Raw genomic sequence first — 22,879 nt, forward strand, 5'->3', positions numbered from 1 at the left:
CCTGCAAGCCGACCGCCATGAGCCCGCGAGCGGCGCAGGATCAGATCATGGCCTTTTCTCCAGCGCGGCAGGCCTGACCCCCGGATGCGAGAGGATGAGGGATGGCGGCGACCGATGCGTAGACCAATTAAGCGGTCCGTCCTGTGCCGCCCGCCGTGGGGGCCATCGTTCATGACGTCCGTTTCTCCGACTCACGAAGGCTACCCGGCTGATCTGAGGGCCCTGACCAGCCTGCGGGCCTTCCTGGCCATGGGCGTGGTGCTGTTCCACTACCAGCTTCAGTGGGATCCGGCCCTGGGCTACAGCCCGATCATCGAGCGAAGCCGGCTGGGGGTCGACGCCTTCTTCATGCTGTCGGGCTTCATTCTGGCCCACGTCTACGGCCCCGCTTTCGCCGCAGGAACGTTCAGCTACAGGCGCTTCCTCGTGGCCCGCTTGGCTCGGCTCTATCCCCTCCATCTGGCGATTTTAGGCGGTGTTCTGATCATGGTGCTCGGAGCTTCAATCTCTGGCGTTCCGTTCGATCTCTCGACCTACACGACAGAGGGCTTCTTCAAGACCCTGTTCCTGGTACAGGCGTGGTTTCCAAGCGAAATCGGATACAATTGGAGCGGCCCGTCCTGGTCGCTCTCGGCGGAATGGTTCGCCTATCTGCTGTTCCCGGCCTACGCCCTTCTCTCCATCCGGATGAGACATCGTCCTTGGTTCCTGCTCGGCTTGGGCATCGTCAGCTATGTTGTCATCGACGCGGCCTACGTCTCAACCTTCGGCAAGGTTCTGCCTCGGGCCGAGGACGACATGGGCATCTTGCGCATAGCGCCGGCCTTTCTGATCGGCATGGCGCTCTACGGCTTGGGCCATCGCTGGCGCTGGAGCCGGCCCGTCGCCATCGCCGCCGCCCTGGCTGCTACCCTCGTGTTGCTCGGCGCTATGCAGCTGTCGTTGGACGACCGGATCATCGTCGCCCTCTCAGCCCCCGTTATCCTGACCTGGTCCCTGCTCGCACGCGCGGACTGCGAGGGGCCTCTCGCCGCCCCTGCGCTGGTTTTCGCCGGTGAAGCCTCCTTCGCCCTCTATCTCGTGCACATGCCCGTCCTCGTCGCCTTCAAGGGCGTGGTCGCCGAACTGCGCGGCATCGACAGCGCCTTCCGCATCACGCCAGTCGAACTGGCAGGGTTGTTCGTCGTCACGGCGCTGATCGCGGCGGCCCTGCATCTGCTCGTTGAGAAACCTGGGCGAACCTGGATCCGACGCCGGTTCGAAAGCCGGCGAGCCCGGCCCGCAGCGCCGGCCTGACCCCGGGCCACGAGACGTGGGTACTGCCTCGGCGTCGGTCAATCCCGACCGGTCGGCGCCGCACTGGCGCCGCAGCGACCCGCAGCCCACCAAGAAAACATTTTGAGAATGATAGTGAGTCACTCCCATGCCGCCCCTTACCACGACTGGCGGATCGATCAATGTTCGCATCGTCGCAGCCGTCAACGGAGCTCCCGACCTCCGCCATCACGTATCCACCTGAAGGACGAATCCTAGCCATATCGTGATGCGGCAACCTCGACCGTTGCCATTGGGATCGGGTCGCACTATGGCGGATGAAGGAGCCGTTCAATCTTGTCTCGCCTGTTTCGCACCATTTGCGTCAGCCTGTGCGCCGCCCTCGTGGCGACGTTGAGCCTGCATGGGGTTCAGGAAGGGCGGCACCAGATTGCCCATGCGTCGGATTGGCCGGCAGTCGCGATCGGCCACGGTGATCACGCAGAGATCGCGGACGTCGATCATGGCTCGCTGCACGTCCATATCGCCCCCGACGCGCCGGCCGAGGATCCACTGGATCAAGCCGAAGACGGCGAAGACGAGGGCGAGGCCGGGCGTCCAGCAAGCCATCACCACCATACGAGCGGCGACAGCCACACCGCCATCCCGATCCTCAACCGCGATCTGAGCCCCCTCGTCGCCATGAACGCCGTGCTGATCCAGCCGGCGGGCGATGGCGCACGTCCGGCCCACGACGGCGACGGGCCTGAATACCCTCCCAGACGGACGCGCACGATCATCTGATCCGACGCGGCCAATCGGTCGCGCGTGCACCCCCGTTTCCCGGAGAGAATCCCTTGAAGACCCCATCGTCCGGCATTGCCGGGCCGTGGGCGCGACTGACGGCCGTGTCGGCCCTCGCGCTCATTCTGGCGGCCTCGCTGCCGCCGACCCTTGCTGTCGCACAGGATGCGGCGGCCACGTCCACCGCGCCTGTACTGTCGCTGGACGAGGCGCTGCGTCGAGCCGCCCTGGTCGATCCCTCACTGGCACCGACCCAGGCCCGGCGACAGGCGTCGCGGGCAGCCGTGCGTCAGGCGGACGTTCGTCCCAACCCCACGCTTGGGGTGATGGTCGAGAACTTTCCGACCATCGGCGGAGGCGACCTGTTCCGTCGGACCGAGACCACGCTCACAGTCGAGCAACGGTTCGAGCGGGGCGGTGACAGGTCCGCCCGTGTCTCTCTCGCCGAAGCCGAAGGGCTGCTGGTCGACGCCACCGCGCGCATTCGCCAGTTGGACCGGCTCGAACAGGTGCAGCGCGCCTGGGCGGAAGCTCTGGCGGCTCAGGCCGAGTTGGAGATCGCCCGCGAGCGCCTTGACCTCGCCGAACGGTTCCAGACCGAGGTCGGTCGCCGCGTGGACATGGCGCGCGATCCTCTGTTCGCCGGGGCGCGCGCCGAGGCCGAACTGGCTCAGGCCCAGATCGACTTCGATCAGGCCGGGATTACCGTCCGGGTCGCCAACATTTCGCTGGCCCGGTTCTGGGATGGGTCATCGGACTTCACCCTTGGCGCCGAGACCTTCGCCGACACCCGGTCGGCGCTCGACGTCACGGATGGGGTCGCCCAGGCGGACCTGGACATCTTCGTCGCACAGCGCGACATCGCCGTCGCCCGGGTGGCGGTGGAGACGGCCCGCGCCCGGTCGGACGCCACGGTCAGCGCCGGCGTCCGTCACTTCGGGGACGGCAACGACCTCGGCTTTGTCGTCGGCGCGTCGATTCCCCTTGGTCGCTACGACCAGAACCTCGGGGCCATCGACCGCGCCCGAGCGGAGGGGCTGGCCGCCGAGGGTGATCTCGCCGCCGCCCGCATCGACCGTGAACGTGAGATCGCGCGCCTGCAGGTTCAGGTCATGGCCCGAGCCAGCGAAGCTCGCAGGATCGGGCAGGAAACCCTTCCCCAGGCCGAGCGCGCCGTCGTTCTGGTGCGCGACGGCTTCAACAGGGGCGGCTTCACCTACAACGACGTCATCTCCGCCCAGACCGCCCTGCTGCAGACCCGCGCCCGCCGCGTCGCGGTGCTCAAGCAATTCCATATCGATCGCGCCCGCCTCGACAGACTGACCGGCGCGCACGGCGCCCTGATCCTCGCCCTGGAGACTCAACCATGATCCGCCTGACACCTTCGCGGCGCTGGCTCGTTGCGTCCGCGATCGTCCTCGCCTTCGCCGCCGCCGCTTGCGGAGACAAGCCCGCCGAAAAGGCAGGCGAAAACGGCGAGGCTGCCGCCGCCGACTATGAGCGTGGCCCTCACCGAGGCCGGATGCTCCGCGACGGAGACTTCGCCCTTGAGATCACCATCTTCGAGGAAGGACCAGAGCCCCTGTTCCGGCTCTATCCCTATCTGAAGGACAAGCCGCTCGATCCACGTCAGGTCCAGGCGACCATGGCCCTGACCCGTCTCGGGCCGAAGGTCGATCGGTTCACCTTCATCCCGACCGAGGACTATCTCGCCAGCCCCGGTGTCGTCTCCGAGCCGCACTCCTTCGACGTGGCGGTCGCGGCGACCCAGAACGGCAAGCGATCGACCTGGGCCTACCAGTCCTATGAGGGTCGCACCGTCATCTCAGCCGACGCCGCCCGCGCCGGTGGCGTCACCACGCAGCGCGCCGGTTCCGCAGTCCTGGGCGAGTCTCTGCCGTTGAGCGGTCGGGTCGAGATCACGCCTGAGGGCCAGAGCGATGTCTTCGCCCGCTATCCGGGTCGGGTGATGGCGTTGAACGTCGAACTGGGCCAGCGCGTATCGCGAGGCCAGGTTGTGGCGCGGGTCGAGTCCAGCGAGAGCCTCCAGACCTATTCCGTCACCGCGCCGATCTCCGGCGTCATCATGGCCAAGAACGTCAACGCCGGGGCCATCACCGGCGCGGGCGGCGAGCCGATGCTGGTGATCGGCGACCCAACCCGCCTCCATGCCGAGTTCGCCCTCTATCCGCGCGATGCAGAACGTGTCCGCCGGGGCCAGCGGGTCGAGGTCACCAGTCTGGCAGGTGACCACCGTTTCAATGGCGTCATCGAAACCATCCTGCCCGGCTCTGATCCGATGAGCCAGACCCTGATCGCCCATGTCGAACTGGCCTATCAGGGCGGCGTCTGGCGGCCGGGCCTGGGAGTACAGGGCACCGTTCAGGTCGGTGAGGGTGCAGTGCCTCTCGCCGTCCAGACCAAGGCCATCCAGCCGTTCCGCGATTTCCAGGTCGTCTACGCCAAGGTCGGCAACACCTATGAGGTGCGGATGCTCGAACTGGGCCGAAGGACCGACGAGTGGACCGAGGTGCTTGGCGGGCTCGAACCCCGAACCGAATACGTCGTGGACGGCGCCTTCCTCATTCGCGCGGACATCGAAAAGTCCGGCGCGAGCCATGATCACTAGGGGGCGCGAGAACCATGCTTGCACGCATCATCGCCCTGTCGATCCGCTTCCGATGGGCGGTCATGGGGCTCGTCCTCCTGGCCTGCGCCATCGGCGTCTGGAGCTTCCAGCGCCTGCCGATCGACGCCACTCCGGACATCACCAACGTCCAGATTCAGATCAACACCGAAGCCCCCGGCTATTCGCCGCTGGAGGCCGAACAGCGCATCACCTTCCCCGTCGAGACCGCCGTCGCAGGCGTTCCGGGCCTTCAATACACCCGCTCGGTTTCGCGATACGGGTTGAGCCAGGTGACCGTCATCTTCGACGACGGCACCGACATCTATTTCGCACGCCAACTGGTGAATGAGCGCCTCCAAAGCGCCCTCGGTCAGCTTCCCCCCGGCGTCACCCCTGAACTTGGCCCTATCGCCACCGGCCTCGGGGAGATCTTCATGTATACGGTCGAGGCCGAGCCGGGTGCACGACGTCCCGACGGCCAGCCCTATACGACCGAAGACCTGCGCACGCTTCAGGACTGGGTCATCCGGCCCCAGCTTCGCAACACGCGCGGTGTCACCGAGGTCAACACCGTCGGCGGCTACGAGCGTCAGTATCACGTCACACCCGATCCGCAGCGGCTGGCGGCCTACGGGGTGACCATGGCCGAGGTGGTCGAAGCGCTGGACAACAACAACGCCAACGTCGGCGCGGGCTATGTCGAGCGCTTCGGCGAACAGTATCTGATCCGGGTGCCGGGGCAGGCTTCGACGAGTGAAGACCTGGGCAACATCGTGATCGCCACGCGTGGGGGCGTTCCGATCCGCATCCTGGACGTCGCCGACATCGGAATGGGCCAGGAACTTCGCACCGGCGCCGCGACCGAGAACGGCAAGGAGACGGTCCTTGCGACGGTTCTCATGCTGGCTGGCGAGAACAGCCGTATCGTCGCCCAGGCCGCCGCCGCCAGCCTGCAGGAAGCCGCCAAGGCCCTGCCGCCCGGTGTCGTCGCCACGCCGGTCTACGACCGCACCGAACTGGTGGAACGCGCCATCCACACCGTCGAAAAGAACCTCGTCGAGGGCGCCCTGCTGGTCATCGTCGTGCTGTTCCTGCTGCTCGGCAACATCCGCGCGGCCCTGATCACGGCGGCGGTCATTCCCGTCACCATGCTGATGACCATCACCGGCATGGTGCGGACCGGAACCTCCGGCAATCTGATGAGCCTCGGCGCGCTCGACTTCGGCCTGATCGTGGACGGCGCCGTCATCATCGTCGAGAACTGCCTCAGGCGCTACGGCGAGGCCCAGCATCGCCTGGGTCGTATCCTGACCCGCGAGGAACGGTTCGATCTGGCGGCGACCGCCTCCAGCGAGGTAATCCGGCCCTCGCTATTCGGGGTCATGATCATCACCCTGGTCTATGTCCCCATCTTCGCCCTGACCGGGGTGGAGGGGAAGACCTTCCACCCGATGGCGATCACCGTCGTCATCGCCCTGACGGCAGCGCTCCTGCTGTCCCTGACCTTCGTACCCGCCGCCGTCGCCATGTTCGTCACCGGCAAGGTCGAGGAGAAGGACAGCTTCCTGATGCGCTGGGCCCGGGTGGGTTATCAGCCGGCGCTCGACTTCGCGCTCAGGACCCGCAGCCTGATGATCGGCATTGCGGTCGTGCTGGTGCTGCTCGCCGGGTTCGGGGCGTCGCGGATGGGCTCGGAGTTCGTGCCCAATCTCGACGAAGGCGACATCGCCATGCACGCCCTGCGCATCCCGGGCACCAGCCTGACCCAGGCCGTGCAGATGCAGACTGCGTTGGAAGCCCGCATCGCCCGCTTCCCCGAGGTGGAGCGGGTCGTGGCCAAGATCGGCACCGCCGAGGTCGCCACCGATCCGGTGCCGCCCTCGGTCGCCGACACCTTCATCATGCTGAAGGACAGGAAGGATTGGCCGAACCCTCGCAAGTCTCGCGGCGACCTCGTCGCCGAGATGGAAGAGGCCGTGAATGAGATTCCCGGCAGCAAATACGAGTTCACCCAGCCGATCCAGATGCGGTTCAACGAACTGCTGAGCGGGGTGCGGGCCGACGTCGCCATCAAGGTCTATGGCGACGATCTCGACGAACTGCTGCGCCTCGGCGCCGAGATCGAAGCCATCGTGGCCTCGGTGGACGGGGCCGCCGATCCCCAGACCGAACAGATCACCGGCCTGCCGGTGCTCCAGATCACACCCAACCGACCCGCCATGGCGCGCCTTGGCCTGAGCATCGAAGACGTCCAGTCGGTTATCTCCACCTCGATGGGCGGCACGACCGCCGGGCAAATCTTCGAGGGTGACCGTCGTTTCGACGTCGTTGTCCGCCTGCCCGAGCGTCTGCGCGCCGACACCAACGCCATCGGTCGTCTCCAGGTCCCGCTCCCGGCGGGCGAAGGACAGCCGCGTCAGTTCGTGCCCCTGAATGAGGTCGCCACGATCGAACTCACAAAGGGTCCGAACCAGATCAGCCGAGAGAACGGCAAACGCCGCATCGTGACCACGGCCAATGTCCGCGACCGCGACCTGGGTTCGTTCATCCGCGAGGTTCAGGACCGGGTCGATGCTGAGGTCGCCATACCGGCCGGCTATTGGGTCACCTATGGCGGAACGTTCGAGCAGTTGATCTCGGCCGCCAAACGATTGCAACTCGTGGTTCCCGCGGTGTTGCTGCTGATCTTCGGCCTGCTGTTCGCCTTGTTCCGCTCGGTCAAGGACTCGGCCATCGTTTTCTCCGGCGTGCCTCTGGCCCTGACCGGAGGGGTGGCCGCCCTGATGCTGCGTGGGCTGCCTCTGTCGATCTCGGCGGGGGTCGGATTCATCGCCCTGTCCGGGGTCGCCGTGCTCAACGGTGTCGTCATGGTCACCTTCATCCGCAGCTTGATCGCCGAAGGGAAGCCTCTTGGCGAGGCAATCCGGGAGGGGGCGCTGACCCGTCTTCGCCCGGTGCTGATGACGGCGCTCGTCGCCAGCCTCGGCTTCGTGCCCATGGCCTTGAACGTCGGAGCCGGCGCCGAGGTCCAGCGCCCGCTGGCCACGGTCGTCATCGGCGGGATCATCTCCTCGACCCTGCTGACCCTGCTCGTGCTCCCCGCCCTCTACAGCCTCGTCCACGGCCGCCCGTCTTCGCCGAACGGCGTCAGACGGTCGTGGCGTGAGCGGCTTCCCTTCGCATACTCCCGGAGGACTTCATGAACCCGCGTCTCCAGCGCGCGACCGCCTGGTTGCGAACGCCCATCGGCCTGCTGAGCGCAGGCCTGTTGGTGCTCTTCCTCAACGGCCTGTTCACCGCCACCCTGGCGCACGGGGTGGCGGCAGGGGACAAGGGCTACATCCAGGAGACGTCCGGCATCGTCTTCTGGCCCTTCGTCTATCTGGGGGCCAAGCACATGGTCACCGGTTACGACCATCTGCTGTTCCTGTTCGGGGTGATCTTCTACCTCTACCGCCTCAAGGATATCAGCCTCTACGTCACCATGTTCGCCGTCGGGCATTCGACGACCCTGCTGCTGGGCGTGATGCTGAACGTCAACGTCTCCAGTTATCTGATCGACGCCATCATCGGCCTGTCCGTCGTCTACAAGGCGCTCGACAACATGGGGGCCTACCGACGCTGGTTCGGTGTCCAGCCGGACGCCAGGGCCGCGACCCTGGCGTTCGGTCTGTTCCACGGCCTGGGTCTGGCGACCAAACTGCAGGACTTCCAGCTGTCTTCAGACGGCCTCTTGGTCAACCTGATCGCCTTCAACATCGGCGTGGAGATCGGCCAGCTTCTGGCGCTCGGAGCCATCCTGATCGCCATGGGATTCTGGCGCCGGACCGCCAGCTTCGGGCGCCACGCCTATCTGGCCAACGTCATCCTCATGATCCTCGGTTTCATCCTGACGGGCTATCAGCTCGTCGGCTTCTTCGTCGCCTGACGGGAGACCTTCCATGCAAAATCTCAATCAACCCGATCCCGCCGAACTGCCGTCGACGGCCAAGCTGCTCAAGTCTACCGGCGTCGCCGTCGTCATCGCCTCGGCCCTGCTGGTCACCGTGGTCCTTCCAGCCGAGTACGGCGTCGATCCTACCCGCATCGGCTCGGTCTTCGGGCTGACCGAGATGGGCCGGATCAAGCGCCAACTCGCCGTTGAAGCTGCGGCTGAAGCGGCCTCAACGGCGGCGATCATTACATCCACGAGGACCGCGCCTGCCTTGCCGGCAGCCGCACCAGTGGGCTCACCAGACACCGCAACTCAGGAGCCGGCCAGGTCTGCCAAGACCGAAGCCGTCCCGCCAGCGGTCACGACCCAGACGGCAGCCGCAGCTACGACAACCAATGGCGCATCGGCGGGTCGCAGCCATCGCACGTCCCTGACCCTTGAGCCTGACGAGGGGGCCGAGATCAAAATGGCCATGGGGGACGGCGCGAAGGCGAACTTCACCTGGTCCACCAGTGGCCCGGCGGTGAACTATGACACCCATGGTGACGGCCAAGGGATCACCTATCACGGCTATAGCAAGGGAACCTCCGCCCGCGAGACGGGGGTGCTAACGGCCGCTTTCGCGGGTCATCACGGCTGGTTCTGGCGTAACCGCAGCGGCGAGCGTGTCACCATCACGCTTCAAACCTCGGGCGACTACGAGAGCGTCGATTTCGTCGACTGAGGCTTACGGTCGGATGTCTCCCGCCTTGGGCTCACTCCTTCGTCGTCGGCCATCGCGGGTGGCGCTCGTCGATGACGAAGGGATGGCTGTGCAACGCCTCTCCGGATTGACCGTCCAGATGCGGATCGTCTTCGGCCGGTGCGTCATGCCGATGCGGCAGGTCCGTCGGGTCGTTCGCAGGCCAGACTACAAATCCTAGGACCGTTCCGAACGCGCACAGGGCGGCCAGCACCAGAAAGGCCGCGCTGGGGTCCGCAGCCGCGCTGACCAGACCGGCGACCGGATAGGCGATCAGCCAGGCGGCGTGGGACAGGGCGAACTGCGCCGCGAACAGGGCCGGACGATCCTGTGCGTTGGAAGACCGACGCAAGGCGCGACCCGCCGGTGTGAGGGTCAACGAATAGCCGACGCCCATGACGGCCCAGAGGATGAGCAGGGCGACATAGGTGGTCGCCAGCACCGATCCTCCAAGCAGCACCAGGGTCATGATCGCGGCGCCCCACAACATGGCGGTCCGGTCTGCGACCCGGTCCAGCAGGCGAGGCAGGGCGATCGCCGCCGCCATCGACCCCGCCCCGAAAGCCGCTAGCGCCCAGGCGGCGGCTTGGCCGGACATGGCGAAGCGGGACTGCACCAGGACGACCGTGTTGACGAACACCATGGCCCCGCCGGCGGCCTCGGCGATGCTGATGGCGATCAGACCGCGCAGACGTGGCGTCAAAGCGAACAGGCGAACCCCGCCCGTGAGCCGCTGGATGAAGGGTTTCTGAGCCGTCTGCGTCAGTACCGGCAGTGCAGCCGTGACGACGAAAAGGGCCGAGATAACGAAGCCGAGGGACGTCCCGGCGAACAGATTGTTGTAGCTCATGAAGGCGAGGAGCACGGCCGCCAGCACGGGACTGGCCACGCTCTCGAGATCGGCCGCGAGGCGCGAGAGCGACAGGGCCTTGGTGTATTCCGCCTCGTCAGGCAGCAGGTCGGGGATCATCGCCTGGAACGCCGGGGTGAAGGCCGCCGAGGCGACGTACAGCACCGTCATCAGGGCATAGACCTCCCAGGCCTCGCCAACGAACGGCAAGGCGCCGGCGACACAGGCCCGGACGACATCCAGCGAGACCAGCAGGGCCTTGCGGGGAAGCCTGGCCGCCAGGGCGCTCGCGAAGGGCGCGACGCCGATATAGGCGATCATCTTGATGGCCAGGGCCATCCCCAAGACTTCGCCGGCATTGGCCCCGGCCAGATCATGCGCCAGCAGACCCAGCGCCACCGTCGCCATGCCCGTGCCGAGCAGGGCCGCGACCTGGGCGATGAACAGATGCCGGTAACCGGCATGGCGAAGCGGTGAAAACATCGAACGTCGTCCTGCGGCGGGTAACCAAGAGAGGCTGGTCTTATCCCCTCCAGGGGGATAGCATAGCCTCATGGCTCACGTCGTCCACGAATCCCACCCCGAGATCATCAATCGGCTGAAGCGCGCCGAGGGTCATCTGCGCAAGACCATCGCCATGATCGAGGGTGGGCGAACGTGTCTGGATCTCGCCCAGCAGCTTCATGCGATCGAGAAGGCCGTGGCGGCGGCCAAGAAGACCCTGATCCACGATCACATCGACCATTGCCTCGCCCATGCGGCCGAGGGCGACCCGGCCGAGGCCCGTCGGGCCATGGCCGAGTTCAAAGACATCACCAAATACCTGTGAGACGCCGATGACCCCGTTTGCAGACCTGCTCGCGCAGGGCTCGGCCCATGCCTGGCTGTTCATTCCTTCCGCCCTGCTGCTGGGAGCCTTGCACGGGCTGGAGCCCGGCCACTCCAAGACGATGATGGCGGCCTTCATCGTCGCGGTGCGCGGTACGGTCTGGCAGGCGATCCTGCTGGGTTTGTCGGCGACGCTGTCCCATACGGCCATCGTCTGGGCCATCGCCCTGACCGGGCTCTACTTCGGCCAGTTTTTCGACATCGAAGCCTCGGAGGGCTGGTTCCAGCTGGCCTCGGCCGTGATCATCCTCGGTGTCGCCGCATGGATGCTCTTCGCCACATGGCGCGAGCAGAACGCCGTCCACAACGAGCATGATCGTGACCACGACCATGACCACGACGAGACGCGCTGGATCGACACCGGCCATGGCGTCGTCAGCCTGAGTATCTTCGAGGACGGCGTGCCCCCACGGTTCCGGTTCGCTCCGGAGAAAGGGCCGGTTCCGAGGGCCGACGACGTCATCGTCGCAACCACCCGGGCGGACGGCTCCGTCCAGACATTCCACTTCGAGACACGCGACGGTTATCTCGAATCGGCAGACGTCATTCCTGAACCCCATGCGTTCACCGCAAGGCTGGTCCTGGGCCACGGCAATCACACCCACGAGTTCGATGTCGAGTTCGCCGAACACGATCACGAACACGCTCATGACCACGGCGGGCTTGATGTCTCGGACCCCGGCTATCAGGACGCCCACGAACGCGCCCACGCCAACGACATCAAGAAGCGGTTCGCCAACCGCAAGGTGACCACTTGGCAGATCATGCTCTTCGGCCTGACAGGCGGCCTGATCCCGTGCCCGGCCTCGATCACCGTCCTGCTGCTCTGCCTGCAGCTGAAGCAGGTTGCCTTGGGTGCGACCCTCGTCCTGTGCTTTTCGATCGGATTGGCGGCGACCATGGTCACCGTCGGTGTCGCAGCGGCGATCGGGATGCGGCATGCGGAGAAGCGCTGGTCGGGAGGTTTCGCGGCTTTTGCACGAAAGGCGCCCTATTTTTCAGGGGTTCTGATCGCTGTCGTCGGCCTGGTCTTGACCTGGCAGGCCGTCGTCTCCCTGGCCCGGTAGACAGGTGGGATGGCCAAGACACCCTGTATCGATGTCTGCACTTTCGACGCCCGCTCCGGTTTTTGCGCAGGCTGTGGACGCACGCGGTTGGAAGTCGCGGGGTGGCGCAAACTCACTCCGCATCAGAGGAAAACCATCGAACGCGACTTGCGACGTCGCCTGACGGGACGCTCGTAGGGCGCCTCGCATCCACATACTTGCCGCAGCGATCCGCCTATGACCTTGGGCCCCCGCGAGCCGACGACTTCCTCCTAGCTGATGGCTCGCAGGGAACTCGGAAGGGAAGTGGCCAAGGGGTCCGACATGCGCGCGGATGGACGAGGGGACTGCCACTCCAAGTTGGATTTCGGCAGGGCTTGCGGGGTCCAGCAGGCTCGCGTCCTAATCTCCCCCTTCGCGTCCACCGGCGGCACGCAGCAGGTCGCCGACCCTTCGACCATTAAGGCGGCATGAGGCAATCACCCGATCATAGACGATGACGCGACCGTTACGACCGCGAACCGCCACGCACGTCAGGACACGTCCGCGAACCAAGCCCGACAATCGGTCCCGGTCAGCGCGTCCGGTCGGACTGTGGAGCTCGGGGGCGTTAAAATCCGACAGCCGGACCTCAATCCAGGTCGAGGGGTCACTGTTGGGGCCCGCACACAGGCTGTCACCGTCACCGATGTAGCGCACCAGACCGGAGAAGGACGCGCCCGCGCGGTCAGGCAAACGGCCCTCGCACGGATCCGCGTGGGCGACGGCGGGAGCGAGGAGAAGACCAGTGAGGATCAGGAGCCATTTCATGGGCGCAGCCTGAAGCCATCGCCCCTCTTAGCCAACGGGCATTGGAGAAAAAGGAAGGGCGGGGGGTGGTCGCCCCGATCCGGGGCCAGCAGCCCCTGGAGCCCCGCGATGCGACCCTTGTCCTCATCAACATTCAGGCCTTCCGGCCTGCGTTCGGGAGACCTGTTCGCGGCGTCGCCGGGCCTTGAGCAGGAGATGGACGACGCCACCCTTCTTTCCCTGCTGATGACACGCACCATGCCGGAGCGTGACATCGCGCAGGCTGCAGCGACCTTGCTGGCGGTGTTCGGCACGGTCGCCGCCGTCGTCGCGGCGGATCCGCACGAGCTGGCGCGGGCCGCCACGCTCGACGCGACCACGATCACGGATCTCAAGATGTTGCGCCGGCTGAGTATCAGGTTGGCCCGATCGGAGGCCTGCCGCCGCCCCGTCCTGTCATCATGGTCCGCCCTGGTCGCCTATGTTCGCTCGGCCCTGGCCCACGAACCGAGAGAGCAGTTCCGCGCCCTGTATCTCGACAAGAAGAACATCCTGCTTCGGGACGAATTCCGGGCCGAAGGCACGGTCGATCACGCCCCGGTCTACCCCCGTGAAGTCGTCCGGCGGGCGCTGGAACTCTCGGCTTCGGCGCTCATCCTTGTCCACAATCATCCGTCCGGCGACCCGGCCCCGTCACGGGCCGATATCGAGATGACCCGCAGGATCGTGGACGCCGCCGGCGTTTTCGGCCTGCAAGTGCACGACCATCTCGTCATCGGCCGTCAGGGTACGGCGAGCTTCAAACAGCTCGGCCTGATCTGAGGCGGCCATGACCCTTCACGCGATTGTCGCCGCCCTGGGCGGCGACCTCTATGCCGGAGGTTCGCGCGCCAGCATCCCCGCACCCGGCCACAGCACGGCGGACCGTTCGGTTTCGTTGATGCTGGCCGATGATCGGGTCATCATCCACGGATTCGGCGGCGCCGATTGGCGCACCGCACGGGATGATCTTCGCCTTCGCGGCTTTATCGATGACGCCGGTCGGCTCACCGGCGGCGGGCGCGGACGGTCCTCATCGCCGAGACCGGACCGGCGCCTTCGCGTCGAGACCGCATCGCGTCTGTGGACCGCGACGACGGAGCGACCGCCCCACGGTCCGGCCAGTCTCTATCTGCGACGGCGCGCAGTCATGACCGGAGCCGCCGCTTACAATCTTCGCCTGCACCCCTCCGCGCCACTGTCGGTCTATCAGAGTGGTAGGCGCGTGCGTCCCGCTCTGATCGCCCGGGTCAGCGACGCCGAGGATCGTCTGACGGCGGTCGAGCTGACCTATCTCGAGACCAATGGTCTGCCCGCCGGCGGTCTGCGCCTGGCCCGAAAGACTGTGGGTCAGGTCCCGCCCGGCGCGGCCGTTCGCCTCTCGCCTGCGGCCGAAGAGATGTTGGTGGGCGAAGGGGTGGTCACGACCCTGTCGGCCATCGACCGCTTCGGTCTTCCCGGCTGGGCTCTTATGGCCGCCAATAACCTCGTCGCCTGGAGCCCGCCCGCCTGGGTGCGCCGGGTCCTGATCGCCGCTGACCGTGGCGAGGCCGGTGAGGCGGCGGCTGCCCGGCTCCGCCGCCGCCTGGTGAATGACGGTCTCAAGGTTGAGGTGTCATGGCCCGAGCCGCCGTTCGGCGACTGGAACGAGGTCGCGGTCGCGGCGGCGTCGCAAAGGGGGAGCGAGGGCTCTGAGGGGCGCCGGAGTGACGGGGATGGCCCCCGTCGCCCGGCAGGAGAGACCTCATGACCGACCTCGTTCCCGTCATCACCTCAACAACCTCTGTTCCTGAAACCCCAACCCCGGCCGTCATCTTCACGCCCGTGGAACGCATCGTCCGCCTCGGGGATCTCGGCATCGCGCGAGAGAACCTGCGCTATGGCGAACCGCCCGACGACGATATTCCGACCCTGGCCGCCACCCTGAAGGCGGCCGGTCAGTTGCAGCCCGTGACCGTCAGGCCCGGTCGCGGCAAAAAGGAGCAGCCGTTCATGGCCCTAGACGGTCGTCGTCGTCGTCTGGCGCTGGCGAGCCTGCTGGAGGCCGGCGACATCGACGAGGACTATCCTGTCCGGACCTATGTCGAGACCGATCCGGCGCGCCAGGCGGCGGCGGTGCTTTTGACCAACACCGCCGTGCCGGTCCATGTGGCCGATGTCATCGCCGCCATTGGCCGGATGCTGAAGTCGAAACTGACGATCACCGCCATGGCGCGGGCGCTCGGTTATGACGAGATCGAGATCAAACGGCTGGCCGCCTTGTCCGGGGTCGCGCCGGCCGCTCTGGTGGCGCTGAAAGCGGGCCGGATCACGCTTCGCCAGACCCGGCTGCTGGCGCGCCTGCCGGACCTTCAGGAGCAGAAAGACATCGCCCAGATGACGCTGGACGGCCAGGGCTTCCAGGAATGGCGGGTGAAGGAGCGGCTCGACGACAGCCGGGTCACCACGCGCGATCGCCGCTGCGCCCTGGTCGATCCTCAGGCCTATGCTGACGCCGGGGGGCGGACGGAGAGCGATCTGTTCGGTGAACTGCCGCCGGTCCTGCTCGACCCCGACATCCTGACCGAGGTCTGGACCCGTCGCGCACGTGGGATCGCGGCCGTGTTCGAGGCCGAAGGGATCTCGGTTCACGTGACCGCCGGCCCGGAGCCAGAGCTTCCCGACGATCTGGAGGCGCTCGGCTATGTGTATGGCGGTTCACTCCCCGCCGAAGAGATGGCGCGCTACCGGGCGCAGAGGGAGGTGTTCAACGACCGGACCGAGAAGGCCCGCATCGCCCTGGCAGACGTCGAGCACCCCGACGTGGCTGATCTGGCGATCGTCGACATGATCCACGCCAAGATTGCATCAGACCAGACTGGATGCGGGGGCCGGGTCGTGACCACGATGGTCCTGTGGCCGGCCGCGGAGGCAGGCGTCGAAGTCCGCTGCTACACGCCGGAGGAACCCGAGATCGACGAAGAGGATCAGGACGCCGCGCCGGAGGCCGCGCGTCGGACCGCGGCGCCACCGGCCTATGTTCCGCCGGAAGTCGAGGCTCCGGAGCCGGAGACAGAAGGCGTCAACCATGCCCTTCACGCCGTGCGGACCGATGTGGCGACGCGGGGTCTGATCCGCGCGCTGGCCGACGATCCCGGGGCGGCGCTTACAGCCTTGATCGCGCGGCTGTTCACCGTCCTCGTTCGACGCGCGCACGTCGCGCGGTCGGACTCGGCCTTGCTCGAAGGCCACGGCGTCATGGTGGCCGCCGTGGCGTTTCCCGCGCGCGCCTTCGCCAAACACGGCACCTCGGTCGAGACCGGCCTGCTGGTTATGGATCGCGGCGGGATAGCCGTCTGGGACGGCCTTCTTCACCAGCCCGAAGATCTTGAGGCGACCGCCCGGATCCTCGCGGGCCTTCCGGATCGCGGCACAGCCCGCCCTCGCGTGCGGTTGACGCTGGACGCCGCCGCCTTCCTCGCGCCGCGCGAGCGGGGTCTCGCCCTTCCCGCAGGCCGACTGGCCTTCTTGGCCGGTGCAACACCCCTTGCCTATGAGGCGCGGCCTTGGGCCGGAGAGGGCCGGGACGTTGGCCTCTATCAGGCGCATGCCCTGACGAGGATCGTTCTGCCTGATCCCCGGCCGCATCCGTCCCCCCTGGTGGAGTCGGGCCCGATGGCCTCCGTTGCGCCACCCGGGCCGACGTACCGACCGGTGTTGCCGCCAGCCGTTCGTGACGAGGGCCGGATCTCCGACGCCCAGACGGAGACGGTTATCTACGCCGGCGAGGCCCATTCGGCCTTCCTGCCCGGCCGGTTCCGCCTCGGCGAAGCACCGCATGAGGTGGCACTCGTGCGCGATGATCAAAGCGACGCGTTCACTTTCCGTCGGGGTTTTTTCCTCGGCGACGGCACCGGCTGCGGCAAGGGGCGTCAGATCGCCGCCATCGTCGCAGACAACATGAGCCAGGGGCGCGTGCGCGCGGTCTTCGTCAACGGCCAGCAGGCCGGCGTCGAGCGCTGGCGCGCCCTGATCACGACAACGACCCAGCCGCCCCGCACCGAGGCCGAGCTGATGAAGAACCCCCTTGGATTGAAAATCGAGGACGTATCATGGACCCCCGACGCTTCCTGATCCTGGCCGGCCTGGGCCTCAGCCTGTCCGGCTGCGCCGTATTCGGCCGAACGACCATGCCGCCGACGGTTGCGCCCCTGCCTGTCGTGGAGGCCGAGGCTGCCGTCATCGCCGAAGCGGGAGCCCTGCCGCAATCGACGGTGCAGGTCGATGCTGCGCTGGTCGCCGATGCGACCCCGGCGCCCGCCGTTCCCGTCGGCACGCCCTATGAGGCGAAGCCGACGGCCGTGGCGCCAGCGACGGGGATGACCGGCCGCCGCGCCATCGTCGCCGCCAACCTCGACGCCCGGGCCGCCTCGCGATCGGACGCCTTCGTCGGCGGGGTCCAGGTGTTCGCCTGGTCTCCGGGTCGGGTGTTCGAGGTTTGGACCGCGCCTCTGCGGGTCACCACCCTGACCCTGGGGGCCGGCGAGACCCTGGTCTCCAAGGCGGCCGGCGACACCGTCCGCTGGCAGATCGGGGAGACCACGTCCGGGGAGGGCGCAGGTCAGCGAACCCACGTCCTCCTCAAGCCGCTGCAACGAGGACTCGAGACCAACCTGGTCCTGACCACCAACCGGCGGGTCTATTTCATCGACCTGAAGAGTGGTGACGCCTCAGGCTTCAACGCGGCGGTCGCCTGGGACACCGGGGCGATGGATCCCCTGGCCATGGCGCCGATCGCCGAGGCGGCGGAAATCCGCGTGTCGGACCCGGTGGCGATGCCGGAGGGGCCTATCGACGCCCGCTACCGGATAGAGCCGCAAGGGCGCCGTGCACGGTGGACGCCGGCTTCGGTCTTCAACGACGGGCAGCGCACCTTCATCGCCTTCGATCCCGATCTTCAGATCGACGAGGCGCCGGCCCTCTTCGTGATCGCCGCCGACGGCGAGACCCAGATGGTCAACTACCGCCAGGCCGGAGGTCTGTTCATCGTCGATCGCGTCTTCGATCGCGCCGAGCTCAGGCTCGGCGATCGTCGCCCCCAGATCGTTCGTATCCGCCGCCTCCAGGGAGCCGCCCGATGACCTCGTTCCAGGATACCCCCCACAATCCCGACGACGTCGATTCCTCGGCAGCGTCCGGCGTCGGCCCTGAGGTCAGACCCGACATCACCAGCAAGGCCAAGGCGCCGCCGCCTGGCCTGTCGATGCGGGCGCCGCGGCCGCCGGTCACCCGGCTGCGCAAGTCGGTCGTCCAGACGATCGTGATCGGCGGCGTGATCCTCGTCTCCGGCTCCCTGGCCTGGGCCTTCGTCGTCCAGCCGGAACTGCGCGACAGCGCCCGGCTCCGCGCCGTTCAAGGCCGGGAGGACCAGGCCCGGGGCTCCGTTCGGCCCTCCGAAGCGGTCACCGACCAGCCGGCGACCTATGACCGGCTGCCCGAGCCGCGCAATGGGGCCGGGCCCGAGACGGCTGAGCCGGGTGTTCCGCCGCCGCCGCCCGCGCCGGCCCGGTATAGCGCCGGTTATGCGCCATCGCGGACGACCCGGGCGACCGGGCCCAGTCCGGGCGACCAAGCGGCGCGATCGGGCTTGTTCTTCGAGGGGTCGTCGACCGGGGCCGGTCCTGCCCCGCGTGCCCCGGCGGGTTCAGCGACGGCCGGCGCTCGTGCGGACGCTGCGGACGTCGGCGCCACCTATAATGGACACACCCTGACGGCGCCGCTGTCGCCCTATGAGCTGAAGGCCGGCGCGATCATTCCTGCGGTCCTGTTGACCGGGGTGGACACCGCGCGCGCCGGGCCGGTCGTCGCGACGGTCTCGCAGAACGTCTATGACACCGTCAGCGGCCACCATCTCGTCCTGCCCCAGGGGACCCGGCTCATCGGCCGTCATGAGGGCGAAAGCGCCTACGGCGACCGACGCGCCTTCCTGACCTGGGACCGGCTGATCCTGCCCAACGGCAAAAGTCTCGTCCTCACCGGCGAGCCCGGCGTAGACGCGCAGGGCGCGGTCGGGGTTCGGGGCCAGGTCGATCGGCGGCTATTCCCCTTGCTGGTCGGGACCCTGTTCGCCGGCGCGATCACCACCCTCGGTCAGATCGCACGCGACGGCGATGGCGAGGGTTCAGGCGGCCTGCTCGGCGACGCCGGGGACGCCGCCGCCATTGAGGGCTCCCAGGTCGGGGGGCGGCTCGTGGACCGGGAGCTGGACGTCCGGCCGTCGATCCGTCTGCGCGCCGGGGCTCCAGTCCGCGTGATGATCACCCGCGACCTGATCCTGGAGCCTTACCAGCCATGACCTGGACCCCTCTCGATACTGGAAACCGCTGGGCCGTGCTCGGTGTCACCGTCTTCTTCCTCACCCTGGGCTCCCTGATCGCCGACCAGACGCCAGCCCTGGCTTTGGTCAACGAGAGCCCCAGCGTCCCGCGTGGCCTCTATCTGCGACAGCTTGGCGGCGCGCCGGAGAGGGGTGCGATGGTCGCTTTGCCCCAACCTCCCATCGCCCGGCGCTACCTGGGCGCACTCGGCATGCCGGACGAGGTCCTGCTGATCAAACGGGTGGCGGCCGTCGGCGGCGATCCGGTCTGCCGGCAGGGAGCTGCAGTTCGAATGCCTAGCCGCGTGGCCCCGGTTCTGGATCGTGATCGTCGCGGCAATGCTCTGCCCGCCTGGATGGGTTGCCGCCGTCTGGCTCCAGACGAGCTTTTCCTGCTCGGCGACACGCCCGGAAGTTTCGACAGTCGTTATTTTGGACCCGTCCGGACCCGAGACCTGGAGGGGGTGTTTCGGGAGACCCTGACATGGTGAAACCGTTTTTGGCCGCTCTGGCCCTGGCGCTTGCAGCGGGCAACGCATCCGCTCAAACGGTCGACTGGCGCAACGCCGGCGGCGATCTGTTCGGCCGTCCCGCCGCGCAGCCTGTGTCGGACGTGGTGGGCGGCGATGACCTCACGCCCCGACTCCCGACCCTTTCACAGCCGTTCATGGACGCGATCGCCGTCGCCGCCGAGCGCCACGGGATCGACCCCAAGATGCTTCATGCCCTTGTGATCGTGGAATCCGCATACCGGGTCGATGCCGTGTCTCCGGTCGGGGCCGGCGGCCTGACGCAGTTGATGCCGGGAACGGCAGCGGATCTCGCGGTCAGAGACCGGTTCGATCCGATTGAGAACCTCAACGGCGGGGCGGACTATCTGGCCCGGCAGCTGCTCCGCTTCGGCGACGTCCGGCTTGCGTTCGCGGCGTATAACTCGGGGCCGGATCGTGTCGCCCGGCTCGGGCGCATACCGAACATAGCGGAGACACAAGCCTATGTGGCCGCAGCCGTTGACTGCTACCTCGCGCTCTCGGCCGGGAGGGGCGCCCGCAATTCACGGGAGTGCCGGGCGCCGGAGGCTGATCGATGATCCCCGCGACAGAACCGGTGGCGGAGGTCACTGACGCCGCCGATGAGGATCTGCTGACTCGCAAGGAGGCCTCCGCCTTTCTGGTGCAGTTCGGCATCCGCATGAAGCCGGAGACCCTCGCCCGGCTATGGTCCACCGGAGGCAATGGGCCGCCCTGCCTCCACGTCCGGCACAGGCCCTACTATCCGCGTGGCGTGCTGCGCGACTGGGCCTTGAACCAGGTCAGCGACCTTCGCGCGTCTGCCCCGCCTGCGGCCAGGGGCCGGCGTCATGGCTGAGGCGGGATTGGAAGGCTTCAGAACGGAGTGGGCGCCCAGCGTGGCGGACCTGCTGAGCGATCCGGCGGTCAGCTTCGCCCTGAAGGACGTTCTTCGCACCTGGGAGGTTCGAGATCCAGTGGATGCGGCGCGAGACGCCCGGTTGCTGGCCGAGGTTCTGGAGCGCCGGGCAGACGAGGCGGTGTCATGGACAGCTTGAGCGAGCCGCCTCCGTTCGACGCGTTGGAAGACCGGATTCTGCCCTGGTCGCAGGTCAAGGTGATCTGCGGTCTGAGTCGGACGACGGTCTGGCGCATGCAGAAGACCGGAGATTTCCCGGCCTGTGTTCAGGTCTCTCGCAACCGGGTCGGTTGGTGGCAAAGCGAAATCCTGGCTTGGCGACGAGCGCGGACGCCGCGCCGCCTGCCGGAGCCGCGCGCCATTCCGGCAAGGCCCGAGCCCGTGAAGCCATCGTTCAGGCCCGTTCTGGAAACGCCCCAGCCAGAGCCGCCGCCGGAAATCGTGACGAGCCCGGACCTGTCCGCCAAGACTCGCCGCAAACGCAAAGCAGCCGTTCCTGAAAACCAGACGGCGTTCGACTTCGGAGGCTAGGGGCGGCAGGCAGTTGGTTCGACCCGCTTGAAACGGACCCGGTCCGCGCCGACGATCAGGACGGCGTCGAAGCCGGCGTCGCCCCAGGCCCTGCTCTGTACGGAGGGCGTCGCCGGGTCGGTCGGGTTGGCCCACCATTGCGGCAGGCCCGCGCTCTTGGGCAGCATATAGCCGATCTTGCGCTCCATCTCGGCGAAGGATAGCTCAAGCTCGTCGGTCTTCTGCCTGCGAAGATAGTCCCGAAGCGGATCGTATTTGGCCATGCGGACTCTCATAACGGATGTCGGCTTTTCCGTGAGCCCTGTCGCGGAAGCCTTTAGCCATCCGACCGGCATTTCTGTCTCTCGCCGTTAGGACAGCCAGGGCGCCACCTGAGCGCCGACCAAGGGGCGTTTGTCGAGAACGTAGAGATCGACGACATCAGCGAAACGGGCGTCGGCGCCGAAGGTCTCGCGCACGATGGGCCCTTGCCCGCCTCGACCACCTCCGACTCCCGCACCAGACGCCAATATTCAGAGAACCGATAATACCTGCCCTTGGTCAGGGCGCCTTCAGCCCGGTCCACATCTTTGATCTCCTGCCCGCGTCCGCGAAGCAGGGCGATCTGGTCAGGGACAGCCACAGGCTGTTTGGCATAGGGTGTCGGCATCAGCGCACCCCAGAAACACGAAACCCGGCCCGTACGTCCTGAGACGCAGAGGAGACCGGGCGTGCTGAGAGATAATCTAGTCGGGGTTCGTCATTTGTCACCCAAAAATGAAAGTCGGGCTTGCGGGCAACAGACCGGAGAGCCGTTCCCGCGGCCAGATCGGCGCGGTATTTTCGACTTTGGAGGTGAGTGGTGGCAGGCGGCGGTTCATAGCCTAAGCCGCTGCCGGATGCGCGCCGTCAGCGCCCCGAGCGGGCCTCTGCGATCCGCGGCGGGCCGATCAACGATCCGACCGACGCCGACCGGCTAGGGCCGGGGCCGTATCACTTGGTCTCGCGAACAGATGACGAGCCGTTTGGACCCGCGCGTCATCGCGACATACAGATGTTTGGCGTCCATGAGCTCCGGGTTGAGCACCACGCAGATTTCCGCCTCCAGGCCCTTGAGAAGAAGGGTGCTCCCCACGGTGCGTTTCGCGAGCGGTCGCCCGATCAGGCGTGACTGTTCCCGCACGATCGTCGCCGCGTCCGCCGGCAGGACGTCCGGCGACGCCATGCAGGCCTTCAGCATATTGTGCGCTCCACGGAGAATGGCGGGCCGGTGGGCGCGGACGCCGGGTTGCTCCGAGATCGCCCCGATCACCGCCGCCGCCTCGCGATAGCTTGGCGCGTCGATGAAGCCCGCGAGATGGTCGCCTCGCTCACACGATCGCTGAAAGCGTCGGGCGTATTGGCTCGAACCGACCATGAAAGGCTTGAAGCGCGCCTGGACGCCGCCTTCCCGGATACCGGTCATAGGGATCGCGTAGCCTTCGAGGGCGAGCGCTATGAACGATGGTGGTGCCCGGCGACCCGGTCGCTCTCCGGCCAGCCGATGACTTGGGACAAGGGCTGGACATTCGTTGAACCCACCGGCTCTGGCGCGTCTTGAAGTCAGAGGAG

General features: G+C 67.1%; 22 protein-coding genes. 19 read left to right on the plus strand and 3 right to left on the minus strand.

What is annotated here, in order from left to right:
- The first annotated feature begins 171 nt into the window (after nucleotides 1–171).
- The 7 genes from O5K39_RS02695 to O5K39_RS02725 all read left to right on the plus strand — a co-directional run bounded on the left by O5K39_RS02695 (nucleotide 172) and on the right by O5K39_RS02725 (nucleotide 9,345).
- Complete coding sequence (locus O5K39_RS02695; protein WP_088582501.1) at nucleotides 172–1,296, plus strand: acyltransferase; 1,125 nt, start codon at nucleotides 172–174, stop codon at nucleotides 1,294–1,296.
- Between the two features lie 315 nt (nucleotides 1,297–1,611).
- Entirely contained in the window at nucleotides 1,612–2,058 is a 447-nt protein-coding gene (locus O5K39_RS02700; protein WP_088582500.1) for a hypothetical protein, read from the plus strand.
- A gap of 53 nt (nucleotides 2,059–2,111) precedes the next feature.
- Complete coding sequence (locus tag O5K39_RS02705; protein ID WP_052004992.1) at nucleotides 2,112–3,428, plus strand: TolC family protein; 1,317 nt, start codon at nucleotides 2,112–2,114, stop codon at nucleotides 3,426–3,428.
- Entirely contained in the window at nucleotides 3,425–4,687 is a 1,263-nt protein-coding gene (locus O5K39_RS02710) for an HlyD family efflux transporter periplasmic adaptor subunit (RefSeq protein WP_035308110.1), read from the plus strand. The genes O5K39_RS02705 and O5K39_RS02710 overlap by 4 nt, the downstream gene beginning before the upstream one ends.
- A 14-nt stretch (nucleotides 4,688–4,701) precedes the next feature.
- A complete protein-coding gene (locus O5K39_RS02715) occupies nucleotides 4,702–7,890 on the plus strand; it encodes a CusA/CzcA family heavy metal efflux RND transporter (protein ID WP_035308111.1) in 3,189 nt (1,062 codons plus the stop codon).
- Nucleotides 7,887–8,615 carry a HupE/UreJ family protein gene (locus O5K39_RS02720; RefSeq protein ID WP_035308114.1) on the plus strand — a complete coding sequence of 243 codons (729 nt, stop codon included), beginning with the start codon at nucleotides 7,887–7,889 and terminating at the stop codon, nucleotides 8,613–8,615. The genes O5K39_RS02715 and O5K39_RS02720 overlap by 4 nt, the downstream gene beginning before the upstream one ends.
- Nucleotides 8,616–8,628: 13 nt before the next feature.
- Complete coding sequence (locus O5K39_RS02725; RefSeq protein ID WP_271145751.1) at nucleotides 8,629–9,345, plus strand: transmembrane anchor protein; 717 nt, start codon at nucleotides 8,629–8,631, stop codon at nucleotides 9,343–9,345.
- A gap of 31 nt (nucleotides 9,346–9,376) precedes the next feature.
- Here O5K39_RS02725 and O5K39_RS02730 read toward each other — a convergent pair whose 3' ends face one another.
- Nucleotides 9,377–10,696, minus strand: coding sequence for an MFS transporter (locus O5K39_RS02730; protein WP_035308117.1), 1,320 nt, complete (start codon nucleotides 10,694–10,696; stop codon nucleotides 9,377–9,379).
- A 70-nt stretch (nucleotides 10,697–10,766) separates the two neighbouring features.
- Between O5K39_RS02730 and O5K39_RS02735 the strand changes: the two genes are divergently transcribed.
- The 12 genes from O5K39_RS02735 (at nucleotide 10,767) to O5K39_RS02790 (ending at nucleotide 21,289) form a co-directional block, all read left to right on the plus strand.
- Entirely contained in the window at nucleotides 10,767–11,042 is a 276-nt protein-coding gene (locus tag O5K39_RS02735) for a metal-sensing transcriptional repressor (RefSeq protein ID WP_035308120.1), read from the plus strand.
- 7 nt (nucleotides 11,043–11,049) lie between these two features.
- Nucleotides 11,050–12,168, plus strand: coding sequence for a nickel/cobalt efflux transporter (locus tag O5K39_RS02740; protein WP_271145752.1), 1,119 nt, complete (start codon nucleotides 11,050–11,052; stop codon nucleotides 12,166–12,168).
- Between the two features lie 984 nt (nucleotides 12,169–13,152).
- Nucleotides 13,153–13,758 (plus strand): DNA repair protein RadC, encoded by a 606-nt coding sequence (gene radC, locus O5K39_RS02745; protein ID WP_052004993.1) that lies wholly within the window; start codon nucleotides 13,153–13,155, stop codon nucleotides 13,756–13,758.
- A gap of 7 nt (nucleotides 13,759–13,765) precedes the next feature.
- Entirely contained in the window at nucleotides 13,766–14,725 is a 960-nt protein-coding gene (locus O5K39_RS02750; protein ID WP_081836174.1) for a toprim domain-containing protein, read from the plus strand.
- Nucleotides 14,722–17,088 (plus strand): VirB8/TrbF family protein, encoded by a 2,367-nt coding sequence (locus O5K39_RS02755; RefSeq protein WP_271145753.1) that lies wholly within the window; start codon nucleotides 14,722–14,724, stop codon nucleotides 17,086–17,088. The genes O5K39_RS02750 and O5K39_RS02755 overlap by 4 nt, the downstream gene beginning before the upstream one ends.
- The gene (gene trbG, locus O5K39_RS02760) at nucleotides 17,067–18,095 is read left to right on the plus strand and encodes a P-type conjugative transfer protein TrbG (protein WP_271145754.1); all 1,029 of its coding nucleotides are present in this window, start codon (nucleotides 17,067–17,069) and stop codon (nucleotides 18,093–18,095) included. Before O5K39_RS02755 ends, trbG begins: the two co-directional genes overlap by 22 nt.
- Nucleotides 18,092–19,309 (plus strand): TrbI/VirB10 family protein, encoded by a 1,218-nt coding sequence (locus tag O5K39_RS02765; protein WP_271145755.1) that lies wholly within the window; start codon nucleotides 18,092–18,094, stop codon nucleotides 19,307–19,309. Before trbG ends, O5K39_RS02765 begins: the two co-directional genes overlap by 4 nt.
- Nucleotides 19,306–19,821, plus strand: coding sequence for a S26 family signal peptidase (locus O5K39_RS02770; RefSeq protein WP_271145756.1), 516 nt, complete (start codon nucleotides 19,306–19,308; stop codon nucleotides 19,819–19,821). Before O5K39_RS02765 ends, O5K39_RS02770 begins: the two co-directional genes overlap by 4 nt.
- Nucleotides 19,815–20,420: a lytic transglycosylase domain-containing protein gene (locus O5K39_RS02775; protein WP_271145757.1), complete on the plus strand. Its 606-nt coding sequence runs from the start codon at nucleotides 19,815–19,817 to the stop codon at nucleotides 20,418–20,420. The genes O5K39_RS02770 and O5K39_RS02775 overlap by 7 nt, the downstream gene beginning before the upstream one ends.
- Nucleotides 20,417–20,698 carry a hypothetical protein gene (locus tag O5K39_RS02780; RefSeq protein ID WP_271145758.1) on the plus strand — a complete coding sequence of 94 codons (282 nt, stop codon included), beginning with the start codon at nucleotides 20,417–20,419 and terminating at the stop codon, nucleotides 20,696–20,698. The genes O5K39_RS02775 and O5K39_RS02780 overlap by 4 nt, the downstream gene beginning before the upstream one ends.
- A complete protein-coding gene (locus O5K39_RS02785) occupies nucleotides 20,691–20,897 on the plus strand; it encodes a hypothetical protein (RefSeq protein ID WP_271145759.1) in 207 nt (68 codons plus the stop codon). Before O5K39_RS02780 ends, O5K39_RS02785 begins: the two co-directional genes overlap by 8 nt.
- Entirely contained in the window at nucleotides 20,885–21,289 is a 405-nt protein-coding gene (locus O5K39_RS02790) for an AlpA family phage regulatory protein (protein WP_271145760.1), read from the plus strand. The genes O5K39_RS02785 and O5K39_RS02790 overlap by 13 nt, the downstream gene beginning before the upstream one ends.
- Here O5K39_RS02790 and O5K39_RS02795 read toward each other — a convergent pair.
- Entirely contained in the window at nucleotides 21,286–21,552 is a 267-nt protein-coding gene (locus O5K39_RS02795; RefSeq protein WP_271145761.1) for a hypothetical protein, read from the minus strand. The two genes, O5K39_RS02790 and O5K39_RS02795, sit on opposite strands and share 4 nt — an antisense overlap.
- A 692-nt stretch (nucleotides 21,553–22,244) precedes the next feature.
- Complete coding sequence (locus O5K39_RS02800) at nucleotides 22,245–22,733, minus strand: hypothetical protein (protein WP_271145762.1); 489 nt, start codon at nucleotides 22,731–22,733, stop codon at nucleotides 22,245–22,247.
- Nucleotides 22,734–22,879 lie beyond the last annotated feature (146 nt).

Origin of the sequence: Brevundimonas sp. NIBR10 (assembly GCF_027912515.1) — a bacterium.
Classification (GTDB): Bacteria; Pseudomonadota; Alphaproteobacteria; order Caulobacterales; family Caulobacteraceae; genus Brevundimonas.

Coding starts and splice junctions, on each gene's coding strand:
- O5K39_RS02695 (WP_088582501.1), top strand. CDS start 172: ATGACGTCCGTTTCTCCGACTCACGAAGGCTACCCGGCTGATCTGAGG.
- O5K39_RS02710 (WP_035308110.1), top strand. CDS start 3,425: ATGATCCGCCTGACACCTTCGCGGCGCTGGCTCGTTGCGTCCGCGATC.
- O5K39_RS02715 (WP_035308111.1), top strand. CDS start 4,702: ATGCTTGCACGCATCATCGCCCTGTCGATCCGCTTCCGATGGGCGGTC.
- O5K39_RS02720 (WP_035308114.1), top strand. CDS start 7,887: ATGAACCCGCGTCTCCAGCGCGCGACCGCCTGGTTGCGAACGCCCATC.
- O5K39_RS02725 (WP_271145751.1), top strand. CDS start 8,629: ATGCAAAATCTCAATCAACCCGATCCCGCCGAACTGCCGTCGACGGCC.
- O5K39_RS02730 (WP_035308117.1), bottom strand. CDS start 10,696: ATGTTTTCACCGCTTCGCCATGCCGGTTACCGGCATCTGTTCATCGCC.
- O5K39_RS02735 (WP_035308120.1), top strand. CDS start 10,767: ATGGCTCACGTCGTCCACGAATCCCACCCCGAGATCATCAATCGGCTG.
- O5K39_RS02740 (WP_271145752.1), top strand. CDS start 11,050: ATGACCCCGTTTGCAGACCTGCTCGCGCAGGGCTCGGCCCATGCCTGG.
- radC (WP_052004993.1), top strand. CDS start 13,153: ATGGACGACGCCACCCTTCTTTCCCTGCTGATGACACGCACCATGCCG.
- O5K39_RS02750 (WP_081836174.1), top strand. CDS start 13,766: ATGACCCTTCACGCGATTGTCGCCGCCCTGGGCGGCGACCTCTATGCC.
- O5K39_RS02755 (WP_271145753.1), top strand. CDS start 14,722: ATGACCGACCTCGTTCCCGTCATCACCTCAACAACCTCTGTTCCTGAA.
- trbG (WP_271145754.1), top strand. CDS start 17,067: ATGGACCCCCGACGCTTCCTGATCCTGGCCGGCCTGGGCCTCAGCCTG.
- O5K39_RS02765 (WP_271145755.1), top strand. CDS start 18,092: ATGACCTCGTTCCAGGATACCCCCCACAATCCCGACGACGTCGATTCC.
- O5K39_RS02770 (WP_271145756.1), top strand. CDS start 19,306: ATGACCTGGACCCCTCTCGATACTGGAAACCGCTGGGCCGTGCTCGGT.
- O5K39_RS02775 (WP_271145757.1), top strand. CDS start 19,815: ATGGTGAAACCGTTTTTGGCCGCTCTGGCCCTGGCGCTTGCAGCGGGC.
- O5K39_RS02780 (WP_271145758.1), top strand. CDS start 20,417: ATGATCCCCGCGACAGAACCGGTGGCGGAGGTCACTGACGCCGCCGAT.
- O5K39_RS02785 (WP_271145759.1), top strand. CDS start 20,691: ATGGCTGAGGCGGGATTGGAAGGCTTCAGAACGGAGTGGGCGCCCAGC.
- O5K39_RS02790 (WP_271145760.1), top strand. CDS start 20,885: ATGGACAGCTTGAGCGAGCCGCCTCCGTTCGACGCGTTGGAAGACCGG.
- O5K39_RS02795 (WP_271145761.1), bottom strand. CDS start 21,552: ATGGCCAAATACGATCCGCTTCGGGACTATCTTCGCAGGCAGAAGACC.
- O5K39_RS02800 (WP_271145762.1), bottom strand. CDS start 22,733: ATGACCGGTATCCGGGAAGGCGGCGTCCAGGCGCGCTTCAAGCCTTTC.